Source organism: Ruegeria sp. R14_0 (genome assembly GCF_017743975.1).
Taxonomy (GTDB): domain Bacteria; phylum Pseudomonadota; class Alphaproteobacteria; order Rhodobacterales; family Rhodobacteraceae; genus Ruegeria.
The window spans coordinates 197845-209876 of record NZ_JAGHRC010000006.1 but is presented as its reverse complement, the minus strand read 5'-3'; the positions used below and the strand labels follow the sequence as shown (position 1 = coordinate 209876).

The 12032-nt window shown below is 57.7% G+C and carries 12 protein-coding genes; 8 read left to right on the top strand and 4 right to left on the bottom strand.

The features are described from left to right. Positions 1–49: 49 nt before the first annotated feature. Genes J7416_RS17115 through J7416_RS17105 form a run of 3 tightly spaced genes read right to left on the bottom strand, consistent with a single transcriptional unit; the run spans position 50 to position 3460 of the window. Complete coding sequence (locus J7416_RS17115) at positions 50–1027, bottom strand: TRAP transporter substrate-binding protein (protein ID WP_209226508.1); 978 nt, start codon at positions 1025–1027, stop codon at positions 50–52. A gap of 49 nt (positions 1028–1076) precedes the next feature. Continuing rightward, the gene (locus J7416_RS17110; protein WP_209226506.1) at positions 1077–2330 is read right to left on the bottom strand and encodes an FAD-binding oxidoreductase; all 1254 of its coding nucleotides are present in this window, start codon (positions 2328–2330) and stop codon (positions 1077–1079) included. After that, entirely contained in the window at positions 2327–3460 is a 1134-nt protein-coding gene (locus J7416_RS17105; protein ID WP_209226505.1) for an enolase C-terminal domain-like protein, read from the bottom strand. Before J7416_RS17105 ends, J7416_RS17110 begins: the two co-directional genes overlap by 4 nt. Positions 3461–3559: 99 nt before the next feature. Here J7416_RS17105 and J7416_RS17100 point away from each other — a divergent pair, with 99 nt between their 5' ends. Then, the gene (locus tag J7416_RS17100) at positions 3560–4480 is read left to right on the top strand and encodes a LysR family transcriptional regulator (RefSeq protein ID WP_209226503.1); all 921 of its coding nucleotides are present in this window, start codon (positions 3560–3562) and stop codon (positions 4478–4480) included. On the opposite strand, the gene J7416_RS17095 is transcribed toward J7416_RS17100, so the two are convergent. Beyond that, on the bottom strand, positions 4441–6135 hold the full coding sequence (locus J7416_RS17095) for a thiamine pyrophosphate-binding protein (RefSeq protein ID WP_209226502.1): 1695 nt from the start codon (positions 6133–6135) through the stop codon (positions 4441–4443). The genes J7416_RS17100 and J7416_RS17095 overlap by 40 nt on opposite strands. Before the next feature lie 109 nt (positions 6136–6244). On the opposite strand from J7416_RS17095, the gene J7416_RS17090 reads away from it, so the two are divergent. The 7 genes from J7416_RS17090 to J7416_RS17060 all read left to right on the top strand — a co-directional run bounded on the left by J7416_RS17090 (position 6245) and on the right by J7416_RS17060 (position 12024). Beyond that, positions 6245–6949, top strand: a complete 705-nt coding sequence (locus J7416_RS17090) for a GntR family transcriptional regulator (RefSeq protein WP_209226501.1) — start codon at positions 6245–6247, stop codon at positions 6947–6949. Then, entirely contained in the window at positions 6946–7665 is a 720-nt protein-coding gene (locus J7416_RS17085; protein ID WP_209226499.1) for an aspartate/glutamate racemase family protein, read from the top strand. Before J7416_RS17090 ends, J7416_RS17085 begins: the two co-directional genes overlap by 4 nt. Before the next feature lie 121 nt (positions 7666–7786). Continuing rightward, complete coding sequence (gene queC / locus J7416_RS17080) at positions 7787–8485, top strand: 7-cyano-7-deazaguanine synthase QueC (RefSeq protein ID WP_209226498.1); 699 nt, start codon at positions 7787–7789, stop codon at positions 8483–8485. Further along, positions 8485–8838: a 6-carboxytetrahydropterin synthase QueD gene (queD, locus tag J7416_RS17075; RefSeq protein WP_209226496.1), complete on the top strand. Its 354-nt coding sequence runs from the start codon at positions 8485–8487 to the stop codon at positions 8836–8838. Before queC ends, queD begins: the two co-directional genes overlap by 1 nt. After that, positions 8835–9536, top strand: coding sequence for a 7-carboxy-7-deazaguanine synthase QueE (gene queE / locus J7416_RS17070; RefSeq protein ID WP_209226495.1), 702 nt, complete (start codon positions 8835–8837; stop codon positions 9534–9536). The genes queD and queE overlap by 4 nt, the downstream gene beginning before the upstream one ends. A 16-nt stretch (positions 9537–9552) precedes the next feature. Further along, entirely contained in the window at positions 9553–10017 is a 465-nt protein-coding gene (gene queF / locus J7416_RS17065) for a preQ(1) synthase (RefSeq protein ID WP_209226493.1), read from the top strand. A 150-nt stretch (positions 10018–10167) separates the two neighbouring features. Beyond that, complete coding sequence (locus J7416_RS17060; protein WP_209226604.1) at positions 10168–12024, top strand: SLC13 family permease; 1857 nt, start codon at positions 10168–10170, stop codon at positions 12022–12024. Positions 12025–12032: the final 8 nt, after the last annotated feature.

Here is a 12032-nt window from a genome sequence, read left to right as displayed (position 1 = left end):
TTTTATTGAAAGCGGGCGACAGAATGCTCTGCCGCCCTGCTCTGGGCGATTACTGAGACGAATTGAATGCATCGACGATAGCTTTGCCTTCGTCACCAGCGGCCTCAAGCCATTCATTGGTCATCGTCACACCAATTTCTTTCAATTCGTTGGTCATCTGCTCAGACGCCGGACCAACGGTCATGCCACCATCGCGCAGACCTTGCAGGGTGAACCCAGTGTATTCCTTGGCCCGCCAGTTGCCCGCATATTCGGCAAGCTCGGCGCACGCCTTGATCACATTCTTATTGGCATCGGACACACCCGCCCAAATGTCAGAATTGACCATCACGTAGTTGCGCGGCAGCCAAGCATCCACTTCGTAGAAATAGTTCAGGCTTTCCCAGACCTTACGGTCATAGCCGGTCGAACCGGATGACACCATCGAGTCCGCGACACCGGTGGCAAAAGCCTGGCTGATTTCAGCGGCCTCGATCGTCACCGGCAGCATGCCGGTCAGCTCAGCAAGTCGCGAGGTGGCGTTGTTGTAAGACCGGAATTTGATGCCTTCCATATCAGCGACCGAATTCACTTCGTCTTTGAAGTACAGACCCTGTGGAGGCCAAGGCACGGCGTATAGAAGCGTCAGATTCTGTTCTTCCAGTAGCTTTTCGATCGACGGTTTTGCGGCTTCCCAAAGCTTGGCGCTGTCATCAAAGGACGTGGCAAGGAAAGGGATCGAGTCGAAACCGAACAGCGCGTTTTCATTCTGGTGGCCAGACAGCAGGCGCTCGCCAATGGGGGCTTGTCCGGTCTGAATGGCCCGCTTGATGTCCGCGCCTTTGAACAAAGAACCGGACGGGTGTGTGACGATCTCGATCTCACCACCGGTGCCGGTTGTCACGCATTTGGCAAACTCCGCACCCGTGGCTGAATGGAAGTTCGACGCCGAATACGCCATAGGCATATCCCATTTCTCGGCCATAGCCGGTACGGTCGCTGCAGCGGTCAAGGCGGTTGCTGCCAATAGGCTGGTCAATTTCTTCATCTTTCTCTCCCTGTTTAATGTCGTGTCTCCGGCTTTTTTTGCCGGTAAGTTATGAAGTCGTGTATCGGGACGGAGCATAAACGCTCATGTCCGTGTTCGGTGCTCTGCCCGTGATCATTTGCGCCAGCAGACGCCCTGTTTTCGGCCCGCCTGTCAGGCCGATGTGGTGGTGGCCAAAGCCCATGAACGCGCCATCAACGCCGGGAACCTTGCCGATGATGGGGATCGAATCCGCTGGCGCGGGCCGATGGCCCATCCACTCCACCTCATCCTTCCATGTCACGCCCGGGAAGGCCGCCCGGGCATTTTTTCGCATTAACTCGAACGGTGCCCGCGAGGGCGGCGCGTCCAGCCCGCCGAATTCGACAATCCCGGCAAGCCGGATACGACCATCCATCGGGGTCGCGACGAACTTGCCTGACGCTACCATAACCGGGTTTTTCGGCATTGCGGAAGGTTCCACCAATTCAAGATGATACCCGCGCTCGGATTCCAGCGGAACCGAGACACCCAATTTGTTGGCCAACGGCCCTGACCAAACCCCCGCGGTAACAATGGCGGCATCACATGCGATGGTCTCTCCACCCGCCCGTATGCCCGTGACTGTTCCGCTCTCGCGCACAACGTCATCGACGGTCGCGCGGACGATCCGACCGCCTTTCGCTTGAACATGCGCAGCAAGGTCTTTCACATAGCGACCGGGATCGGTGATATGCCCGTGATCTGACAGCTTTGCGGCAAACCCGATGTCTTTGCTGAAAATCGGGTCGTACGCATGAAAAGCCTCGCCTTCCAGTTCTTCCCATTGAAAACCATGCTCGCGGCGAATGCCCCAGCCAAAGGCATCACCGTCGAAATGCTGACGGTTCTCGTAGAGGAACAGATAGTCCGATGGGACAATCCACTTTTCGGCCCCCGTGCCCTGCGCCAGAGCCTGATGGTCATTGAGGCTGTCTCCGACGATGGGGGTCAAGGCCGCTGCGATCCGTTGAACATCTCCGGCGTTTGCGTGTTTGAGATACTGCATCAACCATGGCAGCAGCTTGGGCGCATAACCCCATTTCATGAACAACGGCTGAGACGGATCAAACAGCATCCGTGGCGCTTTCTTCAGCAATCCGGGCACGGTCACCGGAATAATCGAGCAAGACGCCAACACTCCGCCATTCCCGTGCGAGGTGCCTTCTCCGGGGCCTGCCTTGTCGATCAGTATCACGTCATGCCCGTCGCGTTGCAGCCAGATCGCCGTCGAAACGCCAACAATGCCGGCGCCGATGATCGCTATGGTCTTTGCCTCATTCATGCGGCCACCGCTTTGGAAACAGCATAATGATTCAATTTGGCGAGATCTGGTGTTCCGCCCAATCCGGGCCCATCGGGTACAATCACCTGTCCCTTTTTGATCTCGAAGGGCTCCTCCAGAATGTCCTCGGCCAGAAAATAGCACGCCTGATAGAACTCACATCCCAAGGTGATCTCGGGCGATGCGGCGATCATGTGTGTCCCTGCCAGATGCGCCAAACCGGCCTCGAACATATCGCCGCCATAGGCACTAAGACCATGGGCGGCCGCCATTCGGGCAACAGTCTGGCCACGCGTCAGTCCTCCGGACTTCATGATTTTGACCGACACCCCGTCACAAATTCCTTCGCGCGCAGCGCGCTCCATGTCTTCGGGACCAAAGACGCTTTCGTCGGCCAGCAGAGGCACGTCTGTCATGGCCCGAAGTTTGGCCATCATCCCATAGTGATGCGAGCGCACAGGTTGCTCGACAAAATCAGGATTGAACTGCGCCACATCGCGGACCTGCGCCGGGGCATCCTCGATCGTCAGACCCTGATTATAGTCGACCCGAACGGAGAACTGCGGGTAGTTCTGCGCCAGGTATTCTAGGCGCAGGATGTCGAACGCGTGATCCTTGAACCCTGTCTTCAATTTCACGATCCCAACGCCATCGTCCTTCAAACGCGCCAGAAGGTCGATGTCCTGTGCGAAATCGGGATTGGCGATTGAGCAGCTTAACGGGATCGAGTCCCGACATTTTCCGCCCAGCAAAGCCCACACTGGCACAGCACAGATCTGACCTGCCAAATCCAGCAAAGCGGCCTCCAAGGCCGCTTTCGCTTCGGTGCAGTGCGCCACGGCATAGGCTGCACGCGCCATTACAGCGGACCGGTCGGAAACACGTGCGCCAACGACCAGAGGGCGCAGATACCTGTTCAATGCGGCAAAGGTTGCTTCGGGCGTTCCAGTAAAGACCGACCAGGGCGAGGCCTCGCCAAAGCCGTGACTGCCATCTTCTGACGTCAGACGTAAGATGACGACCTCACATACCCCTTCGACAGACCCAATGCCGTGATCACGCCGGGATGTGACCGGCAGTTCAAGGTGCCAAAGGTCAAATCCTGTGATCTTTTGTGACAGATCGCCCATGCAGCCTCCTAAGCGATAAGGGGCAGCCTGCCTTGACCATTATATCATTTCAAATACTATATTTTCGTAACTCCATCATAAGAAATGATAGGGTGGCTTATGTCGCTGCGTTTTCGACAATTGCAGGCGTTTCACGCCATCATGGAGACCGGCACGGTCACAGGAGCGGCTTCGGTACTGGGAATTTCTCAACCGGGTATTAGCAACCTTCTGGCCCAACTAGAGCGTGAAGCCCGCCTGCCGCTGTTCGAACGCACCAAGGGGCGGCTGCTGCCAACCCCAGAAGCAGAACTGTTGTATCGTGAGGTGGACACAGTGGTCCGCGGGTTGGATCACGTAGCTCAAGCCGTGACGGACTTGCAGAACAAGCATCCCGGGCAGTTGCAGGTGGCAGCGCCACACCTTCTGTCATTCGGGTTCATGCCGCGAGAGATTGCGCGATTTGCAAAGTCCCGTCCCAATCTGTCGGTCAGCTTTCAGTCGCAATACTCGTCAAAAATACAGGAGTGGGTCATCTCGGGCCTGTTCGAAATCGGTATCGTTGAGCTGCCAATTCTGCACGACACGCTGAACTATCAGGTTTTTCATTTCGAGACGATGGCGACCTTCCCCGAAGACAGCCCTCTGGCAGCCCATGACATTCTGACGCCAGACCTTCTGAAGAATGAACCCTTCATCGTCATGGGCCCCGAACATCAAACCCACCGACGGACCCGCGACATCTTTCAAGCTGCGGCATGCAATTGGAACACGCGCATTCACACGCATTTGTCGGAAAACCTGCTGAGCTTTGTCAAACAAGGGATGGGCGTCGCAATGATCGACCCGTTCACGGTGACTTTCGATGGCGAGAGCGGGTATCAAACCCGCCCGTTCCGACCTGCCGTGACGCTTGATCTGGCGATCATCACCGCCAAAGGACGTCCGCTGTCGACCATTGCACAGGAATTTCTGGCCCAGTTGACTCCGGCAATTGCCTCTTACGCCACCCATTCCGAGACTGGTGCCGCCGCTTTGTGAAGCGGTTGCGAGTGGATGTCGACCAATGTCGGCCCGTCATGTTCAACTGCCTCTTTCAGCACTTTTTGCAGATCGTCTGGATCCTTGACTGTCCAGGACTTAACCCCAAAAGCCGCCGCAACGGCGGCGTGGTCTGTGCGGTTGAAATCGACATTGTAATAGCGCTGTCCAAAGCCCGCATCCTGACCCGCTTTGATCCAGCCAAATACCGCGTTTGAGAACACGATCGACGTGATTGGCATGTTGTGCCGCACTATCGTTTCGAACTCACCGCAGGCGAACCCGAATGACCCGTCGCCCATGACAGCCAGCGTTTTGACCGATGGCCGACCCACATGCGCGCCCATAGCGGCCCCCAGCGAGTACCCCAGCGCACCATGCGCCCGGTTCGTGATGAAGTGCCGGCCCGGCCTGCGCCAACGGTAGTGTGCGCTGAAATACGGACACGGTGTGCCGGGGTCGGCCACGACAATCGCGTCGTCATCCAGAATGTCCATCAAAGCAGCCATTACAGCTTCGGGCCGGATCGGGGTATCTCGGCTGGCTGCGAGAGGTGCAAAAGCGGCCAGTTTGGTCTCCCACGCGGCTTGGGCCTTGGCCGCGCCATCGAAATCCGGAAGATCTCCCCTCGCCTCAAGCGACTGCGCCAAAGCTTCAAGCGCGAGGCGGGCGTCGGCGCAGATCGCCACGTCAGTCTGATAGTTCGCGCCAATCACCATTGGGTCACTATCGATATGAATGATGGTTGTGTCCCGACCGGGACTGCGCCAGCGCTCGGTCGTGACGGACCCGGCGCGGCAGCCGACGAATATGACAACGTCCGCCTGATCGACCACGGCACGCGTCGCTGGAACGCCTCCATTTGAGCCGACAACACCAAGGGCCAGCGGATCGGTTTCGGCAATCGAACCCTGTCCGGAAACGGTTGTTGCAACTGGGATGTCCAACAACTGTGCGACGCGGCGCAATGCGTCTTCCGCCCCGGACAACACCGGCCCACCGCCGCATACGATGACGGCGGATTTGGCCTGTGCCAGAATGTCTGCGGCTGCCTCAACCGCGTCCAGATCGGGCCCTGCCCGCTCGGCGGGATAGCTGCGATGACGCGCATCAGCCCAGATCTCGGCCTCGTCCACCTGCGCTTTCTGCGTGTCGAACGGCAGCGCCAGATGTGTTGCACCCGGTGTGCCGGTTGTCATCGCCCGAAAGGCTGCACGGACCATCGCTGGCAACCGGGTGGCGTCGTCCAACGAGGCGTTCCACTTGGCCAAGGGCTTGAACAGCGCCGCCTGATCCAACTCGGTCAGCGGGTACTTCCCTCGGCTTGTCGTGGCGACATCCGAAGTGATCGCCAGAATTGGAACCGAGCTTTCATTGGCCTCGACCACTCCGGGAAGGATGTAGGTCGCTCCACCACCAGACGGCCCTTCGCAGACACCGGGCCTTCCGGTCACGCGAGCATAACCATCCGCCATATACGCAGCGTGCCGCTCATCGCGCGTCAGTATGTGCTGTATGTCATGATCCATGCGCGCCAGAGCGTCATAAAACGGCAACGTCGTGTCGCCGCACAGGCCAAACATGTGCTTCACCCCATGCGCCTCTAACATGCGCACCATGGCTTCGGCGCCGGTTAGATAATTGGTCCCTGTCATGGCTTGGCTTCCTTTGATTCACATCTGCACACAGAACTGTATACAGTTTTGTATATTGATTTCAATGCTGGCTTATGGCACCCCTTTGCAAAAGAAAAAGGCTTAGGTCATGGCAGGTCCACGCGTCGACGACATTTACGATCAGGTAAAGGCAATGGCCGTCTCGTTTCGCGTGCGTCCAGGAGACCGGCTGAACGAAGTGGCGCTGTCCAAGGAATTGGGCGTCAGCCGCACGCCTTTGCGCGAAGCCTTGAACCGGCTGGTTGCAGAACGGATGTTCGACTTTCGACCCGGTCAGGGGTTTTTCTGCCGCCCATTGGATGCGCAAAGCGTGTTCGACCTGTTCGAGCTGCGCCAGATCATCGAAATTGCCGCCGTGCGTGCCGCCTGTGCAAAGGCCTCAGACGCCGAACTGCAAGCGCTTCGGGATGAACTTTATGCAACCGGAATCGATATCACCGGTTTGACTGTAGAAGAGGCCGTCAGTCGAGATGAGGCGTTTCACCTTGGTATTGCCACCCTTTCCGGCAATGCCGAACTGGTTCAGACGCTGACCCGGATCAACGAACGCATACGATACATCCGATGGATTTCGATGAGCCTGGATCGGCTTCAACGCTCGAAAGAGGAACACAAACAGGTCATGCAAGCATTGTTGGAACGCAATGCAGATGAAGCCGTGCGTGTTTTGGGCGCGCATATCGCAAAACGGATGGATCAGGTGCAGGACGCCGTGCGGCACGGGATATCCAGCATCTATATGGAAGGGTCCCAGAACATCGCGGCCCGGATAATCGAGGAGGCTCAGGGATGATCGCCCAAGGGGGAAAATCTATATACGGCGCGTCTGTCGGCATTCTCATGCTGGACGCCCGGTTCCCACGCATCCCAGGCGATATGGGTAACGCTGTGACGTGGCCGTTTCCGGTGCTTTACCGCATCGTGCGCGATGCCTCACCGGATCGGGTGGTCCGGAACCGGGCCGAAGGCATGCTTGACGCCTTTGTCGATGCGGCACGCGATTTGGTGAAGGATGGTGCCGATGGCATCACCACCAATTGCGGGTTTCTTTCGCTGTTCCAGCAAGAACTGTCTGAGGCGGTTTCAGTCCCGGTCGTAACATCCTCGCTGATGCAAGTGCAGATGGTGAACACCATCCTGCCTGCCGGAAAACGTGCAGGAGTACTGACCATTTCAGCGTCAACACTGACCCAGGATCATCTGATCGCTGCACAGGTTCCCGATGGAACCCCGATTGGCACCACCGAAGGTGGTCGCGAATTCACCCGGGCAATTCTTGGAAACGAACTTCGGCTGGACGTCGAAAAAGCACGGGCCGACAACGTCGAGGCCGCTGTGGCCCTGCAAGCTGACAATCCGGACCTCGGCGCGATTGTGCTGGAATGCACGAATATGTGCCCCTACGCAGCTGATATTCAGCGCGCGACGGGTTTACCTGTTTTTTCCATCGTCACTCTGGTCAGTTGGTTTCAGGCAGGTCTTGTACCGCCTGTTTTTCCCAACCCCTGACGACGCAAAGACCAGTTCTCCAAAACGCACCAAGTCGTGCATTGCGTTCACCTGCAAAAGTCCGTAAGCGTCCGCCCCGCCGGTCGCAGCCTACCCGGCTATCAAAACAAGGACTGAAAACATGAAAACGACATTGGTCTGCTCCGGCGGACTGGATTCCGTATCGCTTGCGCATGTGCTGGCTGCGGAAGGGAACCTGTCACGGCTTGTGTCTTTCGACTATGGCCAACGCCACACCAAGGAACTGACATTTGCAGCCGCCTGTGCAAATCGGCTGAACGTGCCACATCACGTGATTGATCTGCGCTCGGTCGGGGCGTCTCTGACCGGCTCAGCGTTAACCGACGACTTGGACGTTCCGGATGGGCACTACGCGGAAGAGACGATGAAGGTCACCGTTGTCCCAAACCGCAATGCCATCATGCTGACGATCGCCTATGGCGTAGCAGCGGCCCAGGGCGATGACGCCGTGGCAACCGCCGTGCATGGCGGTGATCACTTCATATATCCCGATTGCCGTCCCACCTTCACCGACGCGTTCGACAAAATGCAGCGCGCCGCCCTGGACGGCTATGCAGACGTGGCGCTGTATGTTCCATTTGTACACCGTAGCAAAGCCGATATCGTCCGCGAGGGCGCGCGGGTGGGCACTCCGTTCGACCAGACGTGGTCTTGCTACAAAGGGGGCGAGGTTCATTGCGGACGTTGCGGTACATGTGTTGAACGGCGCGAGGCGTTCGCTCTGGCCGGTGTAACCGACCCCACCCAATACCAAGACGCTGAGTTCTGGAAAGCAGCCATCGCCGAGGCGCAGGTCTGATGTACAGAATTACCAAGGAGTTTCACTTTTCCGCCTCGCACCAGTTGACCCACCTGCCCGAGGATCACCAGTGCGCCCGCCTGCACGGTCACAATTACATTGTAGTCGTCGAACTGGCGGGCCGTGACCTGAATGCCGACGGATTTGTGCGGGACTATCATGAGCTGAAGCCGCTCAAGACCTATATCGACGACGAGTTCGACCACCGGCATCTGAACGATGTGCTGAACGTCGTGTCGACCGCCGAGAACCTCGCGCGTCATTTCTTTGACTGGTGTGCGGCTCGCTGGCCGGAAACCGCGGCGGTTAAAGTGTCCGAAACGCCCAAGACCTGGGCCGAGTACCGCCCATGACGCTGCGCATATCCGAGATTTTTGGCCCCACCGTGCAGGGCGAAGGTGCCCTGATCGGCCAACCGACTGTCTTTGTCCGCGCGGGCGGGTGCGATTTCCGCTGCAGCTGGTGCGACAGCCTGCACGCGGTCGACAGCGCACATCGTCATGATTGGGCAAAGATGGAGACCGAGGCGGTTTGGCGCGAAATCCTCCGTTTGTCTGGAGGGCATCCCTTGACCGTGTCCCTCTCCGGCGGCAACCCCGCCATTCAGGATTTTGGGCCGCTGATCCAGCGTGGCGTGGCCGAAGGTTATGCCTTTGCCTGCGAAACGCAGGGGTCGATTGCCAAACCATGGTTTGCCGATCTAGCGATGCTGGTTCTCAGCCCCAAACCGCCAAGCAGTGGCGAGCACATGGATTGGGCGGCATTCGAGGCCTGTCTGGCAGTGCGCCCCGCTCAGACGGCGCTCAAGATCGTGATCTTTGACGATGCAGATTTCGCATGGGCGCGTGACGTTGCAGATCGGTACCCGGAGCTGCCGCTCTATCTGCAACCGGGCAACCCGGACACCGAACCGACCAGCCCGGTTGACCTGACCAAAGCCACCAACCGCCTGGAATGGCTGATCGAAAAGACTCTGACCACCGGATGGTTCGCACCACGCATTCTGCCCCAGCTGCATGTTCTGATCTGGGGCAACAAACGCGGCGTTTGACCGTAGGAGAAACAACATGACCGACAGCATCTACAGCAACCTCACCCAACTGGGTGGAGAAACCAAAATGCCCAACAGCCCGGAAGAGGCCGTTCTGGAACGGGTCCAGAACCCGCAGGCAGACGTGGATTACAACGTGCGATTCACAGCGCCTGAATTCACCTCGCTCTGCCCGATGACGGGACAGCCAGACTTTGCCCATCTGGTGATCGACTACGTACCCGACCAGTGGTTGGTCGAAAGCAAAGCGCTTAAGCTTTTCTTGGGATCGTTCCGCAACCACGGCGCGTTTCACGAGGATTGCACCATTTCTATTGCGCGTCGTCTGCAAGAGTTTCTAAAGCCTCGATGGTTGCGAATTGGCGGCTACTGGTACCCGCGCGGAGGCATCCCGATCGATGTGTTCTGGCAGACCGGCCCGATGCCCGAAAGCGTCTGGATCCCAGATCAAGGCGTACCACCATATCGCGGACGTGGGTGATCCACGCCGAACAAATTTGCGCAACTATGTTTCGCTTTGCCGCTCCAGTTTGAAACATCATGACAAGATCGGTCAAATGAGTTAGACGTTCATGTTACGAAGAACGAATTCCCGGTGAAGTAAGTGGAACAGGTGGCCTTTAGTTATGAGATGGGCGTTGTGTGCGCCCTTCTGGCCTTCACCGTTTTTCTCTTTGTCTCTGAAATTGTCAGAATTGACCTTTCTGCCATTCTGGTTCTGGTCCTGATCGGCCTGCTCAGCTATGCGCCCGGTCTTGAAAACCTGGCAGACGTCCCGCGCCTGTTTGACGGGTTCGCTTCGAACGCCGTGATTTCCATCATCGCGGTCATGATCGTGGGCGCCGGCCTGGACAAGACCGGCATCATGAACAAAGTAGCCGCCGTTATCCTGAAATACGGCGGCAAGTCCGAAAACCGTGTTCTGCCGATCGTATCGGGCACGGTCGGTGTGATCTCGTCTTTCATGCAGAATGTGGGCGCAGCCGCCCTGTTCCTGCCGGTGGTTAGCCGAATATCCTCACGATCCGGTATTCCGCTGTCGCGCCTGCTTATGCCAATGGGCTTTTGCGCAATTCTGGGTGGCACAATGACCATGGTCGGATCATCGCCGCTTATCCTGCTGAACGATCTGATCCAGACGGCCAACAACGGCCTGCCGGCGGATCAACAAATCGAGCCGTTCGGCCTGTTTTCCGTGACACCCATTGGTGTAGCCCTGATCCTGACCGGTATCGCCTATTTCCTTCTGCTGGGCCGCTGGGTCCTGCCAGGAGATGACGGGTCGGACAATACCGGAACGGGCCAGGGCACGCAGGAATATCTGCAGCGGGTTTATGGCCTAAAGGCAGATGTCTTCGAGGTGATCGTGCCTGCGGAGAGCCCCCTGGTCGGGCAAATACTGGCGGACATCAACCACGAAAACCACCTCTACATCATCTCGACGTTTTACCGGGGCAAGACCTCGATGGTTCAGGTTCTGACGGCAGAAATCGCCGCGCCGTGTCGGCTGGCGATCATCGGTCGTCGATGGGTTGTCGAGGAATTCGCGCAAAAATACGGGTTGAAGGTACTTCCCGAGCTGGACATCTTCGTCGAAGAGTTCGCGCCGACAAATGCAGGCATTGCCGAGGTTGTCATCACGCCCGACAGCAAACTGATTGGCAAATGCCCGCGCGAGCTGCTGTTTCGCAAGACCTATGGCATGTCCTTGTTGGCCATCCATCGCGGGGAAGAGACACTCAGCCACGTTGAAACGGAAACGCACCACTCCACCCAGATCGGGCTTGAGAAGTTTCAGGCCGGGGACATGCTTGTCGCCCATACGCGATGGGACAACCTGATGCGCATCAAGCGCGACCCGGATTTTGTTGTTGTTACGACGGACTTCCCACAAGACGAGTTGCGCCCACAGAAAGTTGGCTGGGCGTTGGCCTTTTTCGCGATTTCCCTGTCGTTGATTTTGTTCACCGACGTGCGGCTATCCCTATGTCTTTTGACCGGAGCGGCTGGCATGATGCTGACCCGTGTCCTGAGCGTCGATGAAGCCTACCGTGCGGTCGGGTGGAACACAGTCTTTCTGCTAGCGTGTCTGATCCCCTTGGGACAGGCGGTGCAGAACACTGGGACTGCGGCGTGGATTGCCCAGCAGATCATGGTCATTCTGGACGGCTGGCCAATCTGGGCGCTGCAAGCTGGTGTTGCCATTCTGGCAACGGCGTTTTCGCTCGTGATGTCGAATGTTGGAGCCACGGTTCTGCTGGTTCCGCTGGCCGTATCCATTGCTGTTGCGGCTGGTGGAAATCCCGCCCTTTTTGCTCTGACGGTCGCGATATCGACATCGAACAGCTTTATCATTCCAACGCATCAGGTAAACGCGCTGATCATGGGCCCCGCAGGATACAAGGTCATGGACTTCGTACGTTCCGGCGGAGTGATGACCGTCTTGTTTCTGATCGTCTCCATGCTGATGCTGAATATGTTGTATTGATCATAGGC

Bases quoted from the DNA above. Each gene is read 5' to 3' on its own strand.
- J7416_RS17115 (WP_209226508.1), bottom strand. From the start codon at position 1,027: ATGAAGAAATTGACCAGCCTATTGGCAGCAACCGCCTTGACCGCTGCA.
- J7416_RS17110 (WP_209226506.1), bottom strand. From the start codon at position 2,330: ATGAATGAGGCAAAGACCATAGCGATCATCGGCGCCGGCATTGTTGGC.
- J7416_RS17105 (WP_209226505.1), bottom strand. From the start codon at position 3,460: ATGGGCGATCTGTCACAAAAGATCACAGGATTTGACCTTTGGCACCTT.
- J7416_RS17100 (WP_209226503.1), top strand. From the start codon at position 3,560: ATGTCGCTGCGTTTTCGACAATTGCAGGCGTTTCACGCCATCATGGAG.
- J7416_RS17095 (WP_209226502.1), bottom strand. From the start codon at position 6,135: ATGACAGGGACCAATTATCTAACCGGCGCCGAAGCCATGGTGCGCATG.
- J7416_RS17090 (WP_209226501.1), top strand. From the start codon at position 6,245: ATGGCAGGTCCACGCGTCGACGACATTTACGATCAGGTAAAGGCAATG.
- J7416_RS17085 (WP_209226499.1), top strand. From the start codon at position 6,946: ATGATCGCCCAAGGGGGAAAATCTATATACGGCGCGTCTGTCGGCATT.
- queC (WP_209226498.1), top strand. From the start codon at position 7,787: ATGAAAACGACATTGGTCTGCTCCGGCGGACTGGATTCCGTATCGCTT.
- queD (WP_209226496.1), top strand. From the start codon at position 8,485: ATGTACAGAATTACCAAGGAGTTTCACTTTTCCGCCTCGCACCAGTTG.
- queE (WP_209226495.1), top strand. From the start codon at position 8,835: ATGACGCTGCGCATATCCGAGATTTTTGGCCCCACCGTGCAGGGCGAA.
- queF (WP_209226493.1), top strand. From the start codon at position 9,553: ATGACCGACAGCATCTACAGCAACCTCACCCAACTGGGTGGAGAAACC.
- J7416_RS17060 (WP_209226604.1), top strand. From the start codon at position 10,168: ATGGGCGTTGTGTGCGCCCTTCTGGCCTTCACCGTTTTTCTCTTTGTC.